Below are 17,726 nucleotides of genomic sequence, written 5' to 3'. Positions count from 1 at the left end.
ACCAGAGCCTATTCAGATATGCACAAATTAGTTGTAGGGATCGTTGTTGCCTCTTTAATGGGATGTTCAATGGGTCATCGTGACCCAGTTGAAGTAAAACAAGTTCTAAATGAATCTATTAATCAATCGAACAGCCGTGTTTTAGAGGATATTCCATCTTCCGTAGAGGCGGATTTGATGCCGAGTTTAGATCCGAGTTCTTCCTCGGAGCAAGCAACATCCAAGCGTTTTCGTATCCAGGCGAATGAGGTTGAGGCGAGAAGTTTCTTTGCTTCACTTGTTAAAGGCACGGAATACAGTGTTGCGATTCATCCCGCTGTACAAGGCAATATTACCGTGAACTTGTCTGACGTAACGTTAGATGAGGTACTCAATGTTGTACAAAATATGTATGGCTACGATGTGATGAAATCAGGCAAGGTGATTCAGGTGTATCCTGCGGGCATGCGTACCGTTACTATTCCAGTTGATTATCTTCAGTTTAAGCGTACGGGCCGCTCTCTAACCAGCATCAGTACAGGATCGGTCACCTCTGCGGGAACGTCTAATTCTGGCGGAAGCTCCGACAGCTCTGATTCGTCGAATGACAACAATAGTAATGACAATTCGAGCTATCCAACAGGGGGTACTCGTATTGAGACGGTTACTGAAAGTGATTTCTGGCCAATGCTGGAACAAGCTGTCGCGAACCTGATTGGATCGGGTAAGGGGCAAAGTGTTGTTGTCACACCTCAGGCGGGGGTGATTACGGTACGTGCATTCCCTGATGATATCCGTCAAGTTCGTGAGTTTTTGGGCGTTTCTCAAGAGCGCATGCAACGCCAGGTGATTCTTGAAGCAAAAATTCTGGAAGTTACCTTGAGTGACGGCTATCAGCAGGGCATTAACTGGTCTAACTTATCAGCGTCTATTGGCAACTCAGGTAGCATCATCGTTGATCGCCCTGGATCTACATTACCTGCCCTGGATGCGATTAGTACCTTGCTTGGTGGCCAGACAAACGTCACCATTTCTGATGGTAACTTCGATGCGGTACTGAGTTTTATGTCAACTCAGGGCGATTTGAATGTGCTATCGAGTCCGCGAGTTACCGCAGCCAATAACCAAAAGTCAGTGATTAAAGTCGGTACTGACCAATATTTTGTGACTGAGCTATCCAGCAGTGTCGGCAGCAGCGACAACTCCAATGCGGTGCCTGAAGTTGAGTTAACGCCGTTTTTTTCAGGCATCTCACTGGATGTGACGCCGCAAATTGATAATAAAGGTAACGTCTTCCTGCACGTGCATCCTGCTGTTATTGAAGTCGAAGAAGAGACCAAATTACTCAACCTCGGTGGTGACTTCGAAGATATTCAGTTGCCATTGGCGAAAAGCTCGATTCGTGAGTCTGATTCTGTTATCCGTGCGAAAGACGGCGATGTCGTCGTGATTGGCGGTTTGATGAAACAGCAAAAGTCAGAGCAAGTCTCTAAAGTGCCTTTCTTCGGTGATATTCCTGCGCTGGGCCACTTATTCCGTAACGTGAACAACGTAACGCAAAAAACTGAGCTGGTGATTTTGCTTAAACCGACTGTGGTTGGCGTGAACTCTTGGCAAAAAGAGCTTGAGCGCTCTCGTGATTTGCTCCAGGAGTGGTTCCCTGATGCGCAATAGGCGCTGTGAACCGCTAATTTTTTCAGAGCGTTTGTAATTCTAGTATGTATTTATCGCATTTTGGCTTCCGAGTTCAGCCTTTTTCCCTAACCCCCAATACAGAGATGTTTTTGGGGTTAATCCCTCACTATGAGGCGATCCAAACCATTTTGGCAGCTGTGCAGATGGGAGAGGGGGTGATTAAGGTGACTGGTGAGGTCGGCACCGGAAAAACCATGGTCTGCCGTAAACTGATTGAACAGATTGAATCACAAGTTGAATTGGTTTATTTGCCGAATCCAGTCCTGAATGGTGAGCAGTTACAATTGGCGGTCGCTCGCGAGTTGGGAATAGATGATGACGATCCTTTACGTATCGTTTCACTTATTCAAGAGCATTTAATTCGCCTTCATTCTTCGGGAAAGAAAACGGTACTGATCGTGGATGAAGCGCAGGTTCTTTCTCCTCAAGCGTTGGAAACACTGCGCTTGTTCGGCAACTTAGAAACTAAGCAGGATAAACTGATTCAGCTTGTGTTGTTTGGTCAGCCGGAGCTTGATGAAAGATTAGCAACTCATGAACTGAGACAGTTTCGCCAGCGTATTACGTTCAGCTGTGAGTTACGTCCACTCTCAATCGACGAGGGTGTTGCCTACATAAATAATCGTTTGGATATAGCAGGAAATGGCGCGCAAATATTCTCATTAGAGCAGAAAAAAGCGATTTGGCGTTCGGCGATGGGTATCCCAAGGCTGATGAATCAAATTAGCCATAAAGCCCTGTTAGCGGCGTTTAATGAACGTTGTACCTTACTGAAAAATCACCATGTTTATGAGGCCATGCACGATACGTTCGATGCCCGTAAACCAAAATTTAAAACACCCGTATTTTGGGGATGGAGTCAACCTTGAGTGCCATCAATAAAGCATTATCAGAAATTGCAGAAAAAACATCACCTTCCGCATTAACCAGAGCAGATATTCCGAAAGTGTCTCGCAGTAAACCGTGGCTTTGGCTGGTAGCTGGCTTTTCGCTAAGTATGGCTGTTGGTGGCTGGGCGCTATCTCTCGGCCCTGAACCTTCTAGTGAAATGGCGCAATATCAATCAAGTGTTGGTCAGCAAGCCCAAACTGCCGGTTTTGAGCCAGCAGTCTATTCACCGACCAGTAAACTCACGCCAGAGACAAGCCGTCAGGTATACACAAAACCGACTCAAAAACAGCCGGTAGAAGAAAGAGTGGTGTTAGAAACATCAGTTCCACAAGTCGATGTTTTCACACCACGAGCGGAAGTCAGTTCAGTTGTGGAAGAACCGATTCTTGTCGCTCGAATATCGAATGTATCAAATGCACACTCAAACTCAGTCGCTGATAGTTCGATGAGTATTGAACAAGTTGAACTGACCCACCATCAACTGGCGACTACCGCTCTTGGACGAGCAGAAAAAGCATTGGATGCCAATGATATGCAAACGGCGCTTTCTGCTTATAGTGAGGCATTGCGTTATGAGCCAGCTAATGCTGACACACGCCAAAAACTGGCAGCACTGTATTTTGGCAAGGGTGATACGCGTAAAGCGTATGAAATTATTCAGGAAGGCATCAATTTAGATACCAACAATCAAGCGCTTCGACTGGCTTTATCTAAGTTACTGGTCAAAGCAAATCAACCTGAAGCCGCGCTGAGCCCGTTAGTCCATTTACCGCCAGCGCCAAGTCGAGATTATTTGGCGATGCGTGCAGCTCTGGCACAAAAACAGAAGCAGAATGAAATCGCGCTGGAAAGCTATCAATTGCTTATTCAGCAAGATCCGGAAAACGCTCGCTGGTGGTTAGGTTTAGGTATCCAGCAGGAGAGAGCGCTGCAGTTTACTTCGGCGATCCACTCTTATAACAAAGCGTTGGGTAAAGTGGGGATCTCGAACCAATCACAGGCATTTATTCGCGATCGATTGACAGTGCTTAAGCAACTGGAGAAGGCGCAATGAAAATTAAGTTGAGAAAACGCTTAGGCGATCTTCTGGTTGAAGAAGGCATAGTTTCAGAAGAACAAATTCAACAAGCCTTAAATTCGCAGCGCAGTACGGGGCAGAAACTGGGTGATGCACTGATTGATCTTGGTTTCATCACCGAGAAGCAGATGCTCAATTTCTTGTCGCAGCAATTAAGCTTGCCTCTGATTGATCTTGGCCGTGCTCCGGTTGACCCTGATGCCGTTCAGCTTCTGCCCGAGGTTCATGCTCGTCGTCTGCGTGCGATGGTAGTTGCCCGTAATGTAGACACGCTGCGTGTTGCGATGAGTGACCCTGCTGACTTGTTTACGCAGGAATCTCTGATGAATCTGCTGGGTGAATACAGCCTCGAGTTTATCATTGCGTCAGAGCGTCAGTTGATCGACAGCTTCGATCGCTACTACCGCCGTACCAAAGAAATTGCTTCATTTGCTGAGCAACTGCAAGCAGAGCATCAAGATGTGCAGAGTTTTGACTACGGTATTGATGAAACTGACAGTGAGGAAGTGACTGTCGTAAAACTGGTCAACTCTATGTTTGAAGACGCGGTGCAAGTTGGCGCGTCGGATATTCATATTGAGCCTGATGACAAAGTGCTGCGCTTGCGTCAGCGAATTGATGGTGTCTTGCATGAAACCCTGCTGAACGAAGTCAACATCGCATCAGCATTGGTGCTTCGTTTGAAGTTGATGGCGCAGTTAGATATTTCCGAAAAGCGCTTGCCGCAAGATGGCCGTTTTAATGTCAAAGTACGCGGACAGTCGATTGATATCCGGATGTCGACCATGCCAACTCAATATGGTGAGTCGGTGGTAATGCGCCTTCTTAACCAGTCTGCAGGTTTACGTCCTCTGGAAGAGTCGGGCTTGCCTGCTGATCTACTAACGCGTTTGCGTCGTCAGCTTGCTCGTCCGCATGGGATGATTCTGGTAACAGGGCCGACAGGTTCAGGTAAAACCACTACGCTTTATGGGGCTCTGAGCGAGCTCAATGAGCCTGGTAAGAAAATCATCACAGCAGAAGACCCGGTGGAGTACCGCTTACCGCGTATTACACAGGTTCAGATCAACAGCCGAATCGACCTGACATTTTCTCGTGTGTTACGTACGTTCTTGCGTCAGGACCCTGACATCATTCTGGTTGGTGAGATGCGTGACCAAGAAACAGTGGAGATCGGTTTGCGTGCTGCTCTGACTGGCCACTTGGTACTGAGTACACTCCATACCAATGATGCTATTGATAGTGCGCTTCGCATGATTGACATGGGCGCTCCGGGTTATCTGGTTGCCAGTGCGGTTCGAGCCGTTGTTGCTCAGCGCCTAGTTCGCCGCGTTTGTCCGGACTGCAAAACCGAAGATATCTTGGATGAATCCCGTCAGCAGTGGTTAGCGGGGCGTTTCCCTAATCAAGTCGGGGTAAAGTTCCATAAAGGAAGTGGTTGTCAAAACTGCAACCTGACTGGTTATCGAGGCCGAATTGGTGTGTTTGAAATGCTCGAATTAGAGCACGAGATGATGGATAAGCTGCGTTCCAATGACGCAGTAGGTTTTGCTCAGGCAGCTCGTCGCTCGGAAAATTATAAACCATTGCTGGCTTCGGCAATGGAGTTGGCGCTGCAAGGCACCGTAAGTTTGGATGAAGTCATGGCCCTTGGCGAAGGGGATGCTTCCGGTAAAACTGCTCCAATTTTCATGTAGGTAAGTGAATGCCAACTTTTCGTTATCAAGGTCGTACTCTTGAAGGCTCGTCAACCAGTGGCAGAATAGAAGCAGTCAATTCTGAATCTGCTGCTGAAGCACTGATGAACAAAGGGGTGATCCCGCTAAACATCCGTCTGGAGAAAGAGGCGATAAAAAGCCAGTTTAGTTTATCTAAGCTTTTGGTGCCGGCTATTCCTCTGGAAGTGATCATTCTTTTCTCCCGTCAATTGTTCAGTTTGACCAAAGCTGGCGTGCCATTGTTGCGCTCTATGCGAGGCCTGCTGCAAAACTGTGAAAACAAGCAGCTCAAAGAAGCATTAGAGGATGTGGTCTCTGAACTGAGTAACGGGCGAAGCCTGTCATCAGCCATGCAGCAACACAGTAAAGTCTTTAGTCCACTGTTTGTTTCAATGATCAATGTCGGTGAGAATACCGGTCGACTGGATCAGGCGTTACTGCAACTGGCAAACTACTATGAGCAGGAGCTGGAAACCCGCAAGCGAATCAAAGCCGCGATGCGCTATCCAACCTTTGTGATTGTCTTTATTACTATCGCTATGTTTATTTTAAATATTCTGGTGATTCCTGAGTTTGCCTCAATGTTCACTCGGTTTGGGGTTGATCTGCCTCTGCCAACACGCGTCTTGATTGCAACCTCCAACTTTTTCGTCAATTCCTGGATGTTACTGATTGTTCTGATGATCGGAGCATTTATTGTCTTCAAGGCCTGGATCGCGACGGCGGATGGACGGGAGGCTTTTGACCGCTTCCGTTTACGATTGCCTATCGTTGGCGGCATTGTCAATCGCGCTCAGTTATCACGTTTCTCGCGAACTTTCGCTCTCATGCTTAAGTCTGGTGTGCCTCTTAACCAATCCCTGTCTCTTGCTGGGGAAGCGTTAGGTAACCGTTATTTAGAAAACCGTATTCTGGAGATGAAATCCGCTATCGAAGCTGGCAGCACGATTTCGGTGACGGCTATCAACAGCAAGATCTTTACCCCATTGGTTATCCAGATGATTGCCGTAGGGGAGGAGACCGGTCGTATCGATGAGCTCTTGCTTGAAGTGTCAGACTATTATGACCGTGAAGTCGATTACGATTTGAAAACACTGACGGCGAGAATTGAACCGTTACTTTTGGTGATTGTTGCAGGCATGGTGATGGTGCTTGCCTTAGGTATTTTCCTGCCAATGTGGGGAATGCTGGACATCATCAAAGGCGGCTAATGCGTGGTTGAAAATCAAAACCGGGCACGGCTGATTCTGTGTGGTTTGGGCGTCATTCTATTTCTGGGGCTGGTGATTAAGTCCCACTCTGTCACCGAGGAAGCTCAGGCTACAGGTGCCAAAATGGCGAAGGTCTGGATGTTAGACAGTGTTGAGCGTTACCGTCACGCTTGGTTAGTACAAGGTGAACCTGGCTTCATGGAAATGGATGGTTTTCGCCTCCGAATGACGGAGTACGGATTGGTATCTCCGTTTACTGAACAAGGGAAATTAGATTGTGCATATTGGCTGGCGGTGCATTACCCACAACATAAGATAATGGCCAGTGAGCTATCAGAAGTAAGCGGAATGAATAAAAGTAACCATTATGTTTGCCAGTATCGCTATAAAAGTGGTCAAAAGATCGCCATTACTTCAGATGCTAATCATTTGATAGTTAATGTCAATTTAATGACGGAGTGATATTTTTGACACTTTAGTACTACACATGGAAATAAAAGTCGGTATAATACCAGTATCTTCATAAGTAAATGGTTGTAATTAAAAGTAAACCAAGACATATTTGGCGCATTAAATCTACAACTAAAACATGACGAATCGTCAATCTTCCAAGACGGAAAAACAGTTTTCATTGCATCCAAAATGATTGGGTGAACGAATTGATACGTTGCAGTTTCACTGCATGCTTACACACAGAGAGAGTAAAAAATGAAAAGACAAGGTGGTTTTACCCTTATCGAACTAGTCGTGGTTATCGTAATTCTGGGTATTCTAGCGGTAACGGCAGCTCCACGTTTTCTTAACCTGCAAGATGATGCACGTAATTCTGCACTTGACGGCCTAAAAGGTGCAATTACAGGTGCAGCAGGTATTGCGTATGGTAAAGCTGCAATTGATGGCGTCGAGTCTCTAGAGAATCAAACTATTAGTGCAGGTAATACTACTATTAATGTCGACTTCGGCTATCCAGCAGACCTTGCTGCTCTAGAAGCAGTTGTTGATGGTTTAGAAACTGACTGGGAAAACGCGGAAAGTGGTGCGGCAATTTTGTTTGGTTATGATGGTTACAACCAACGTTGTGTTTCCTACACTCCGTCTACAGGAGCAAATGTTCCTGCAGTAGCAGAAGTTATCGAAGGTTGTGGAACTAACTTCTAGTTCAGAGATTATAATGAAAGGCCAGTTAGTCTGGCCTTTATCTCTTCACTTTGATGAATCCCGGAATGCTTTATATGCGTAAAACATCAGGTCTTAGTGCAATTGAGTTTATGGTTGTACTGATTATCTTAGGTGTGATCGGCTATGTGGTATTACCAAGATTTATCAGCTTCGAACCCGAGACTTACCAAACCAAGTGGGAAGAAACCAAACAACAAGCGGAGCAGGTTTCTGAAACACTGAGTAATAAAGAGACCTATGATCGGATTGAACAAGAGCTTGGGCGTTCAAAGCGTGACAGTGATTAACCGGTCGTGATTTGCTTAAGTGGCTATGCCGGATTCAACACTGTATCAATCGACCATTCTTCTCTGCTTATCGTATAGTTTAGTTTGTATGAAACCTAAGGTTGGGTAATGAAAATTCGCAGCTCTGCATTAGGGTTTACTTTGATGGAATTGATCTTAGTGATCGTTCTCCTCTCCATTCTTTCTCTTTTCGCCGCTAGCCGTTTTATTGGCAAGGGCAGTTTCTCTGCATTCGCGCTTCAGGAACAAGTCATTTCTGTTATTCGTCAGGTACAGGTTAACCGTATGCAGTCGAATATTGATGAATCGAGCTTAGGTGATGACTTTCGTTTGCAGGTTTCAGATACATGCATTGGCTCTGTTGCTGCTTGTGCGTTAAGTGGTAATCAACGAGATACCCGAAGCGATATCGTTTTAGATCAGTCTGCCAAATTTTCCATTACGAATGGCGTTAGTAACCCTATCAATTTCAACTTGTTAGGCAATCCAATGGATTCCGCAAGTGGCGGTGTTTATCTTCTGATTGAAGATAAAAGCGGTCGCAGTCGATGCGCGGTAGAAATAAATAGCCAGGGTTACGTTTCTAAAGGGGCATGTTCATGAGAAGTGTTCGTGGCATGACACTCATTGAAATGATCATTGCGATTGTTTTAATGGGCATAGCGATGGTGGCATTTACCTCTTTTCTTGTTCCTCAAATCCGGGATTCAGCTATTCCTCATTACCAAACACGCACAGCAGCGTTGGCGCAAAGTTTTATGTCGCAAATTCTTGCACGTAGCTTTGATCAATGGAGTGATTTTGATGGTGGATTCATTCGCTGCGGCGAGGATTCGGTGAGTTGTACTGACCCTGATTTTCTCGGCGCTGATAGCGACGAGTCGGTACCTGCTGACTTTAATGATGTGGATGATTACATCGGCTGTTGGAGTACTCCGAGCACAGCAGCTCAATGTACAGGGACTGTAAAAGGCAATCTCCAAGACGTACTGGGTTCTGATAGCCGAGAACAATACAAGAACTTCCGTGTAGAAGTTGATGTTATTTATGATGACCTTTCAGGGATTCGACCAACTGGCACAACCAATTATAAGAAAGTGACGCTCACTATTTTTGCGGGAACAATTCAGCCCCTTACCTTGACTGCTATTAGGGGGAACTACTGATGAAATCTCGCGGTTTCACCTTGATAGAGATGGTCGTTACGGTGGTCATTGGCAGCATCATCATGCTTGGTATTGCCAGTTATATTCAGCTCGGAATGAAAGGCTATGCGGATACTATCGACCGCCAGCGTATTCAGACACAAGCTCAATTTGTATTAGAGAAAATGACGCGTGAAATTCGCCATGCGGTACCAAATAGTTTTCACGTTCCCGTGGGGGCCTCAAGTTGCTTAGAGTTTGTACCAATAGAATTCTCTGGTTTTTATACGCTGACAGGTGATTATTTGGAGTTTTTGCTAGGTAAGGATTCTAGCAGAAGCGAAATTCCCCAAAATCGTAGAATGGTCATCAATCCAAGCCGTTATGAGGACTTAAGCGCGTCTTCACTACAAAGCCTTGACGTAAGTGGCATAACGAAAAGTGAGGGCAGGTTTGTCGTAAGCGGGGCTGCAAGTTCGATTGGAGGAACTTCTATCTCCAGCCGCCATTATATTTTTCAGGACAACTCTGCGGTTCGGTATTGTTTCGACAGCAATCAAGTGACTCGTAATGGCATCACTGTGGCCGAGAATATCGATACTTCAGCAAGCAGGATGCATTACCTTGAGCCGACGTTACAACGCGGTGGTCTGGTTCATATCAACTTAGCGTTTTTGCAGGATGGAGAACGTAGTGTGTACCAACAAGATGTGCAGGTGCTCAATGTCCCATAAAAGAAACGTTCGAGGAAATGTACTGATCGTTGTGCTGTTCGTCATCATCGTGATGGGATATTTAGCCGCTTCTCTTATGCGAGTTAGCTGGTCGAACCAAAGTGGACTAACGCGAGAATTTCTAGGGACGAAAGCGTGGTTTATTGCTCAGTCTGCAAATGAATGGGCATTGACGCAGTTGTACCCATTAAACACACCAGTGCCGGACGTTGCGGCACTATGTGCTAACGAGGTGAGTGGGGCGGTTCCCAATATTTTAGAAGGGACAAGCTGTCGACTTAATGCTATGACTTGTTCGCGAATTGGTACCCTTAATCAAGGTACCTCAGAAGCTCACTCTCTATTCAAGGTGCAAGCTACAGCAATTTGTGGCTCTGGCATATCACAAGTTCAGCGCCAGCAAGAGGTTTGGGTTCGTGACTAACTATTTTAAGAAGTTTGTTAAAGTTTTAGTTTTGTTAAATCTGCTAATGCCTGCTGTTGCGTTAGCGAGTGGCAGTTATTCGTCGGGGTTGTGTAAGTCAGGTTTGAACTCTCGTTATGACTTTTCTATTTACGCTCCAATCCCCGGTAATGACCCTCGTGAAACGATTTATGTAAATCGAGAAAACCCACGTAAGAAGTCTATACCAGTGGTGTTATGGACTAACGATGATCCTACAGTTATTTCATCTACAGTAATTCGAGATACAGATAAATTAACTGTGGATGACCCTGCCTTATATCCAGAGAAAACGTATTATATTTGGTTGACATATGAAGCTGAAGATCCAAGTCATGGGGACAACAAGAAAGGGGTGTTGAGCTATTATTTTTATGTCAATAACCAATGGAAATTTATAATAGCTCGCGATGCTGATCTTACAGGGTTAGATAAACCACAGCTATATATTTATGGCGAAGAGAATCTTCCTTTGGAATGTTCTGGCACTATAGAACCTCCGGAACCACCACTACCTCCTGTTAGTGATGAGGGGACGTTTATTGTTGAACCGCAATGGAAGTATGGCCTGACGTGTGAGCGTATTCCGGTCGATTTTAAATTGGTGAATGAACAAAATCAGCTTGTCGATACTGATGCTTCCTTTAAGCCGTTAGTATCCCCTAGCAATGGGACATCATGGTGTTCTGGAGAAACAGGAGATAATTGTGGCATTGGAGGCACTAACCTAGTTAATGGGCAAAAAACGCTTTACATCTCAGTACAAGATATTGGCGAATATTCTATTGGCGCTACCTATGATTACGAAAGTTATTCCGGTGGTAGCGTAGAGTTTGTTCCTTATAAATTGCACGCCACGCCTTCTGTTGTGGAGATGATTGCTGGCAAAGATGCCTCGGTAAGCGTACAAGCTCTTTCTTGCTATGGTGATCAAACGACCGTTGTAAAGAACTATAATTCGTCCTTAGCAATGAGTTCGAATAATTATGAGCTAGAAAAACCTAGTACTGGTTCGCTCTATGACTTTAATGTATCCGATCTGCAATTTACAAATGGTGATGCTGATGCAACGGTGACTTGGCGGGATGTAGGCCAAACGAAGGTGACTGTTGAAGACGCTAATTTTGACTGTCGTGCCTATGAGCAAGAGGGGGAAAACCTTGATTGCCCTATTGATGGTGGAGTCTTAAAAGGTGAGTTCAGTGTGAAATCTCGCCCGTGGAAATTCGCTCTTTGTCCTCGCGACTCAAGTGGAAAAGCTGCAATCGCTGATGGTACAAGTCAAGATGGAAACGCATATGTGGCAGCCGGAGAGTCTTTCTCAGTACGTGTCGCGCCATTGATATTCAACAGTAGTGAATGTGCTACTTCAGAGCAGTTAACACAGAACTACTTTTTATCTGAAGCTGCCGTTGACCTGTCGCATAGTCTCGATACACCGCAAGATGCTGTTTTGGGTAACTTAACTGGATTGCTAACGCGTCAAGTGAGTGAATCTGATAAAGAGAATAGCGGGTATATTTTCTCCGGCTTATCATATGATGAAGTTGGCAGTATTCAGCTAAGCGCAACAGAAAAAGGTGTCTTTTACTCATCAATTGAGGTGGATGGTGAGAAGGGCGTTAGTGGGGAACGTACTATTGGTCGCTTTTATCCTAAATACTTCCGTGTTTATGCAGATGATATAAACACTAACGAATGGGCATACCCAACTGGACAGGGCTTTACGTATATGGGACAGCCTTTTGGTGCTGAAGTCTTTTATGTTGAAGCTTTAAATGCCAGCAAAGAGAGGGTTAGCAATTACAAGTCGTTTGATGAATCACTGAAAGCGGAGTTCAATCTGATTGATACTAGCAGTTACGCAGCCAGGTTCAGTTCACTACGCAGCTATACTGGCGAGTGGCAAAACCATCAGCTAACAGACGTTGATAATAGGAGTATTGGTCGATTTACTGGTTCGGCGAGTGATGGACTGATGATGACTAAAAATACGTCAACTTATGAGCCTGATGGTCCTCTGAATCAGTATGAAAGTGGTGTTGATACCGATATTTCAATTTATAGTTCCTCGGATAATGCTGATCCTGTATTGGTTGATGGAAATGACGGTGTGTTGAATATCCAACCAGACATTCGCTTTGGTCGTGTTGACCTTGATGATGTAGGTGGACGTCAAGGCGAAACCTTACGCGTCCCTCTACGTGTTGAATATTGGAATGGTAGCCGATTTGTTGTGAACGCCAATGACAACCAAACGGTAGTGAAAGGTGTAACCGCAGCGGAACAACATATCTGGCCAATTGGTGAAGGTGCTACACCAAAATCGGTAACTTTGGGTGCTGGTGGTGAAGTGGTGTCAGGCACTTCTCGTGCTGTCACTGCAACGCAAGCAGAAGCGTATCGTCAACAAACTCGCGTTTGGCTAGACTTAGAGGATTCAGCAAATGGCTTACCTTGGCTCAAATATGACTGGGATAATGATGGCAGTGAAGAAAATCCATCTTCAGTGGTCACCTTTGGAATTCATCGTGGTAACGATCGCGTGATTTATCGTGGTGAGCCGGGATTAACCGGACATTAACAAACTCCGTTTTTTGACCTTAAGTTAGGAAACTGCAAGAAATTGAGGCTTTCCACTCATGTTTGTGTACCAATACCTTGCTGTGAAAGCTAGGCGTTGGTACATTTAGGACAATTTTTGTCTTTAATATTTTTGCAGGATGAACGAAGAGTATGTTTAAGAAACTTCGTGGCATGTTTTCTAACGATTTATCTATCGATTTAGGTACAGCCAACACTCTAATTTACGTAAAAGGGCAAGGTATTGTCCTTGATGAACCTTCTGTAGTTGCTATTCGTCAAGATCGTGTAGGTTCTGCAAAAAGCGTTGCAGCAGTTGGTCATGCAGCAAAGCAAATGCTTGGTCGTACACCAGGTAACATTTCAGCTATTCGTCCGATGAAAGACGGCGTAATTGCTGACTTCTACGTGACTGAAAAAATGCTGCAACACTTCATTAAGCAAGTGCACGACAACAGCATTTTAAAACCAAGCCCACGTGTACTGGTTTGTGTTCCTTGTGGTTCTACTCAAGTTGAACGCCGTGCGATTCGTGAATCTGCTCTAGGTGCGGGCGCTCGTGAAGTTTACCTAATCGATGAGCCGATGGCGGCAGCAATCGGTGCAGGTCTGCGTGTCTCTGAACCGACGGGTTCAATGGTGGTCGATATCGGTGGTGGTACAACTGAAGTTGCGGTTATCTCACTAAACGGTGTGGTTTACTCCTCTTCTGTTCGTATCGGTGGTGACCGCTTTGATGAAGCCGTTATCAATTATGTGCGTCGTAACTACGGTAGCTTAATTGGTGAAGCAACAGCAGAAAAGATCAAACACGAGATTGGTTCAGCTTACCCAGGTGATGAAGTTCTAGAGATTGAAGTTCGCGGCCGTAACCTTGCAGAAGGTGTGCCTCGCAGCTTTAGCCTGAACTCAAACGAGATTCTAGAAGCGCTACAAGAGCCGCTATCTGGCATCGTATCAGCAGTAATGGTTGCACTAGAGCAGTGCCCACCAGAACTGGCTTCTGATATTTCTGAGAATGGTATGGTTCTGACAGGTGGTGGTGCACTACTAAAAGATCTAGATCGTCTACTAATGGAAGAAACGGGTATTCCGGTTGTTATCGCAGAAGATCCACTAACTTGTGTGGCTCGTGGTGGCGGTAAAGCACTAGAAATGATCGACATGCACGGTGGCGATCTATTTTCTGAAGAATAAAAGTTTAGGTGGAGCTCAAAGTGAGCTTCACCTTCATTTCTGCTCTCTGTAATTCAAACATGCTCCATACCTGAAACTATTCGATGAAAGATTTTAGGTTGCCAATTAAGGCTCAATAGCTATGGAAGCAATCAGGTCAAAAACAAGATGAAACCGATCTTTGGCAGAGGCCCGTCTCTGCAATTACGTCTGTTTTTAGCTGTCATCGTATCGGCGAGCTTAATGCTGGCTGATAGTCGTCTGGATACGTTTTCCAACGTCCGATATTTATTGAACAGTATGGTTGCGCCGATTCAGTATGCGGCTAACTTACCACGCAGTATGTTCGATGGTGTATTCGAGCGTTTTAATACACGCCAGACATTGGTTGAAGGCAACCGTAATTTAAAGCGAGAAGTGCTACGCCTGAAAAGCGAGCTGATCTTGCTTGACCAGTATAAAGAAGAAAACCAACGTTTACGTAAGCTCTTAGGTTCCTCATTCGTCCGTGATGAAAAGAAGGTCGTGACGGAAGTTATGGCAGTCGATACTTCACCTTATCGCCATCAAGTGGTGATTGATAAAGGTCAGATCGATGGTGTTTACGTTGGTCAGCCAGTTATCAACGAAAAAGGCATTGTCGGTCAGGTAACATTTGTTGCCGCGCATAATGCTCGCGTATTGTTGCTGACTGACGCCAAGAATGCGATTCCGGTTCAGGTGATTCGTAATGATATCCGGGTTATTGCGTCGGGTAATGGTGAAATAGACGAAATCCAACTGGAACATATTCCAACCAGTACCGATATTCAGGTGGGCGATCTGTTGGTAACGTCGGGACTTGGTGGTATTTACCCAGAAGGTTATCCGGTAGCCAATGTCACGAAAGTGGATCACGACACTCGTCAGGAATTTGCTTCAATCAAAGCCGAACCTGTGGTTGAGTTTGATCGTCTGAGATACCTGCTACTTATCTGGCCGAATGAAGATCGTCAGCACAAAGTACTGCAATCCGCCGTGGATGAAGAAGTAGAGCAAGAACAACAAGAGGTAACTGATGACCAGTAATGTATTTCGTAGCCGAATGGTTATTGGTGTTAGTTTCTTTATTGCGCTGGTATTACAGACTATTCCCTGGCCGGGAATGCTGGAACTATTTCGTCCGTCATGGCTGTTTTTGGTGACCTGTTACTGGGTATTAGCGTTACCAAACCGAGTCAATGTCGGTACCGCTTTAATTCTGGGTTTGGTGTGGGACATCTTGGTCGGTTCGACGCTAGGAATTCGTGGCATGATGATGTCGATAGTCATCTATTTGGTCGCTCTGAATTTCTTGCTGATCCGAAACATGGCGTTATGGCAACAGTCGATTTTGATTGCCTTTTTTACTGTGCTTCTGGAACTGTTGGTATTCTGTGGAGAATATTTGAACCAGGACGTAGTATTTAATCCATTATCTCTGTGGACGGCGGCAATAAACTGTATACTTTGGCCATGGATGTTTTTACTAATGCGACGAGTGCGTCGAGCTTGGCACGTCAGGTAATAGCGTGAAAAAAGGCTTATCACTCGTACTCGCTTCGGGCTCTCCAAGAAGGAAAGAGTTGCTTGCTCAATTGGGTTACGATTTTGACATCGTCTTACCTGATGTTGAAGAGGCCAAACAGGCCCATGAGCAGGCACGTGACTATGTGCTGCGCCTTTCTTTGGAAAAAGCTCAGGCAGGCTTAGCGATGGCTAAGCCTGATTCCGTTGTATTGGGCTCTGACACGGTTGTCGTATGCGACGACCAGGTGTTGGAGAAACCCCAAAATTTTGAAGATGCGAAACGTATGCTCACTCGTTTATCCGGACGTCGTCATCAGGTGATGACTGCGGTGAGTGTCGTTTCAACACAACAACAACAGTCAGTGGTCGTCATCACTGACGTATGGTTCAAACCATTGACGCCCGAAGAAATCGAACAATATTGGCAGTCTGGGGAACCATGCGATAAAGCTGGAAGTTATGGTATTCAGGGACTCGGAGGGCGCTTTGTCACCCGAATCGAAGGCAGTTATCACGCTGTAGTAGGCTTACCTTTGTTCGAAACCGATCAGCTAATTCAAGAATTTTTATAATTATTTTGAGGTGTGCACATGAGTGCAGAATTGCTGCTAAACGTGACCCCGAGTGAAACTCGTGTGGCCATGATTGAGGGTGGAGTACTACAAGAAGTTCATATCGAGCGCGAATCCCGTCGCGGTATCGTAGGCAATATATATAAAGGCAAAGTCAGTCGCGTACTGCCAGGTATGCAGGCGGCTTTCGTTGATATTGGTTTAGATAAAGCGGCGTTTTTACATGCGTCTGATATCGTACCGCATACAGAGTGCGTTGCAGAAAACGAAAAACAGCAGTTTCAAGTACGCGATATTTCTGAGTTGGTCCGTCAGGGACAGGATATCGTAGTGCAAGTGGTTAAAGACCCACTTGGAACTAAAGGCGCTCGTCTGACTACCGACATCACGCTTCCTTCCCGTTATCTTGTTTTTATGCCGGGTGCGAGTCACGTGGGTGTATCTCAGCGTATTGAGAGTGAAGCTGAGCGTGAACGCCTGAAAAAAGTTGTTAACCACTACTGTGATGAACATGGTGGCTTCATCATTCGTACTGCGGCAGAAGGTGCCGATGAGAAAGAGCTTTCTCAGGATGCGGCATTTTTGAAGCGCTTATGGCTTAAAGTCATGGAGCGTCGTTCTAAATACAAAACACGTTCGACGCTTTACGGTGAACTGGGTCTGGCTCAGCGTATTTTGCGTGATTTTGTTGGAACAGAACTCGATAAGATTTTAGTCGATTCACGTCTGGAATTTGACAACCTCCAAGAATTTACTTCTGAATATGTACCAGAACTTACCGATAAACTTGAGCTGTATGAAGGTGATAAGCCTATCTTCGATATGTACGATACGGAGAATGAAATCCAACGTTCATTGGAGCGTAAGGTTGAGCTTAAATCTGGTGGTTACCTGATCATCGACCAAACAGAAGCGATGACGACGATTGATATTAATACTGGCGCGTTTGTGGGTCGTCGTAACTTAGAAGAGACGATTTTCAACACCAATATTGAAGCAACGCAAGCCATTGCTCGTCAGCTGCGCTTACGCAATCTCGGTGGCATTATTATCATCGATTTTATCGATATGGCATCAGAAGAGCATCGTAAGCGAGTGCTTACGTCACTGGAAGCCGCACTATCAAAAGACCGGGTCAAAACCAATATTAATGGCTTTACTCAGCTGGGTCTGGTTGAGATGACTCGTAAGCGTACACGCGAAAGTATTGAACATATTCTCTGTTCCGGTTGTCCTACTTGTGAAGGTCGCGGAACGGTTAAAACGGTAGAAACCGTGTGTTTTGAGATTCTGCGTGAGATTACTCGAGTAAACCGGGCATACGATGCAGACAACTTTGTTGTTTACGCTTCACCATTTGTTGCGGAAGCGCTACTTGGTGATGAGTCGCACGCGCTGGCAGAACTCGAGGTTTTTATTGGTAAGCAAGTTCGAATTCAGGCTGAGCCCCTGTATATTCAGGAACAGTTTGACGTCGTAATGATGTAA

Annotated in this window: 18 protein-coding genes; all 18 read left to right on the top strand. The window is 45.4% G+C overall.

Features of this window, described 5'->3' with window-relative positions; genetic code table 11:
* The first annotated feature begins 18 nt into the window (after positions 1–18).
* The 18 genes from mshL (at position 19) to rng (ending at position 17,726) form a co-directional block, all read left to right on the top strand.
* Positions 19–1,653 carry a pilus (MSHA type) biogenesis protein MshL gene (gene mshL, locus WJM94_RS19565; RefSeq protein ID WP_444495869.1) on the top strand — a complete coding sequence of 545 codons (1,635 nt, stop codon included), beginning with the start codon at positions 19–21 and terminating at the stop codon, positions 1,651–1,653.
* Positions 1,654–1,697: 44 nt separating this feature from the next.
* Complete coding sequence (locus tag WJM94_RS19560; protein WP_444495868.1) at positions 1,698–2,543, top strand: ExeA family protein; 846 nt, start codon at positions 1,698–1,700, stop codon at positions 2,541–2,543.
* On the top strand, positions 2,540–3,619 hold the full coding sequence (locus WJM94_RS19555) for a tetratricopeptide repeat protein (RefSeq protein WP_444495867.1): 1,080 nt from the start codon (positions 2,540–2,542) through the stop codon (positions 3,617–3,619). The genes WJM94_RS19560 and WJM94_RS19555 overlap by 4 nt, the downstream gene beginning before the upstream one ends.
* The gene (locus WJM94_RS19550) at positions 3,616–5,340 is read left to right on the top strand and encodes a GspE/PulE family protein (protein ID WP_444495866.1); all 1,725 of its coding nucleotides are present in this window, start codon (positions 3,616–3,618) and stop codon (positions 5,338–5,340) included. Before WJM94_RS19555 ends, WJM94_RS19550 begins: the two co-directional genes overlap by 4 nt.
* An 8-nt stretch (positions 5,341–5,348) precedes the next feature.
* Entirely contained in the window at positions 5,349–6,572 is a 1,224-nt protein-coding gene (locus tag WJM94_RS19545) for a type II secretion system F family protein (protein WP_444495865.1), read from the top strand.
* 3 nt (positions 6,573–6,575) lie between these two features.
* Positions 6,576–7,034, top strand: a complete 459-nt coding sequence (locus WJM94_RS19540) for an MSHA biogenesis protein MshF (protein WP_444495864.1) — start codon at positions 6,576–6,578, stop codon at positions 7,032–7,034.
* A 246-nt stretch (positions 7,035–7,280) separates the two neighbouring features.
* Positions 7,281–7,730: a type II secretion system protein gene (locus tag WJM94_RS19535; RefSeq protein WP_444495863.1), complete on the top strand. Its 450-nt coding sequence runs from the start codon at positions 7,281–7,283 to the stop codon at positions 7,728–7,730.
* Between the two features lie 74 nt (positions 7,731–7,804).
* Positions 7,805–8,038, top strand: coding sequence for a type II secretion system protein (locus WJM94_RS19530; protein WP_444495862.1), 234 nt, complete (start codon positions 7,805–7,807; stop codon positions 8,036–8,038).
* A 108-nt stretch (positions 8,039–8,146) separates the two neighbouring features.
* Positions 8,147–8,641, top strand: a complete 495-nt coding sequence (locus tag WJM94_RS19525; protein WP_444495861.1) for a type II secretion system protein — start codon at positions 8,147–8,149, stop codon at positions 8,639–8,641.
* A complete protein-coding gene (locus tag WJM94_RS19520; RefSeq protein ID WP_444495860.1) occupies positions 8,638–9,204 on the top strand; it encodes a type IV pilus modification PilV family protein in 567 nt (188 codons plus the stop codon). The genes WJM94_RS19525 and WJM94_RS19520 overlap by 4 nt, the downstream gene beginning before the upstream one ends.
* Positions 9,204–9,917, top strand: a complete 714-nt coding sequence (locus WJM94_RS19515; protein WP_444495859.1) for a PilW family protein — start codon at positions 9,204–9,206, stop codon at positions 9,915–9,917. The genes WJM94_RS19520 and WJM94_RS19515 overlap by 1 nt, the downstream gene beginning before the upstream one ends.
* Positions 9,907–10,341, top strand: coding sequence for an MSHA biogenesis protein MshP (locus WJM94_RS19510; RefSeq protein ID WP_444495858.1), 435 nt, complete (start codon positions 9,907–9,909; stop codon positions 10,339–10,341). The genes WJM94_RS19515 and WJM94_RS19510 overlap by 11 nt, the downstream gene beginning before the upstream one ends.
* The gene (locus WJM94_RS19505) at positions 10,334–12,943 is read left to right on the top strand and encodes a DUF6701 domain-containing protein (RefSeq protein ID WP_444495857.1); all 2,610 of its coding nucleotides are present in this window, start codon (positions 10,334–10,336) and stop codon (positions 12,941–12,943) included. The genes WJM94_RS19510 and WJM94_RS19505 overlap by 8 nt, the downstream gene beginning before the upstream one ends.
* A 152-nt stretch (positions 12,944–13,095) precedes the next feature.
* The gene (locus WJM94_RS19500) at positions 13,096–14,139 is read left to right on the top strand and encodes a rod shape-determining protein (RefSeq protein ID WP_014233099.1); all 1,044 of its coding nucleotides are present in this window, start codon (positions 13,096–13,098) and stop codon (positions 14,137–14,139) included.
* 147 nt (positions 14,140–14,286) lie between these two features.
* On the top strand, positions 14,287–15,186 hold the full coding sequence (mreC, locus tag WJM94_RS19495) for a rod shape-determining protein MreC (RefSeq protein ID WP_444495856.1): 900 nt from the start codon (positions 14,287–14,289) through the stop codon (positions 15,184–15,186).
* Complete coding sequence (mreD, locus tag WJM94_RS19490; RefSeq protein ID WP_444495855.1) at positions 15,176–15,664, top strand: rod shape-determining protein MreD; 489 nt, start codon at positions 15,176–15,178, stop codon at positions 15,662–15,664. Before mreC ends, mreD begins: the two co-directional genes overlap by 11 nt.
* Positions 15,665–15,668: 4 nt before the next feature.
* Positions 15,669–16,238 carry a Maf family protein gene (locus WJM94_RS19485; RefSeq protein ID WP_444495854.1) on the top strand — a complete coding sequence of 190 codons (570 nt, stop codon included), beginning with the start codon at positions 15,669–15,671 and terminating at the stop codon, positions 16,236–16,238.
* An 18-nt stretch (positions 16,239–16,256) separates the two neighbouring features.
* A complete protein-coding gene (gene rng / locus WJM94_RS19480; RefSeq protein ID WP_444495853.1) occupies positions 16,257–17,726 on the top strand; it encodes a ribonuclease G in 1,470 nt (489 codons plus the stop codon).

Source organism: Vibrio sp. YIC-376, assembly GCF_052353105.1.
Lineage (GTDB): Bacteria > Pseudomonadota > Gammaproteobacteria > Enterobacterales > Vibrionaceae > Vibrio.
This window is presented reverse-complemented; position numbering and strand designations above follow the sequence as displayed.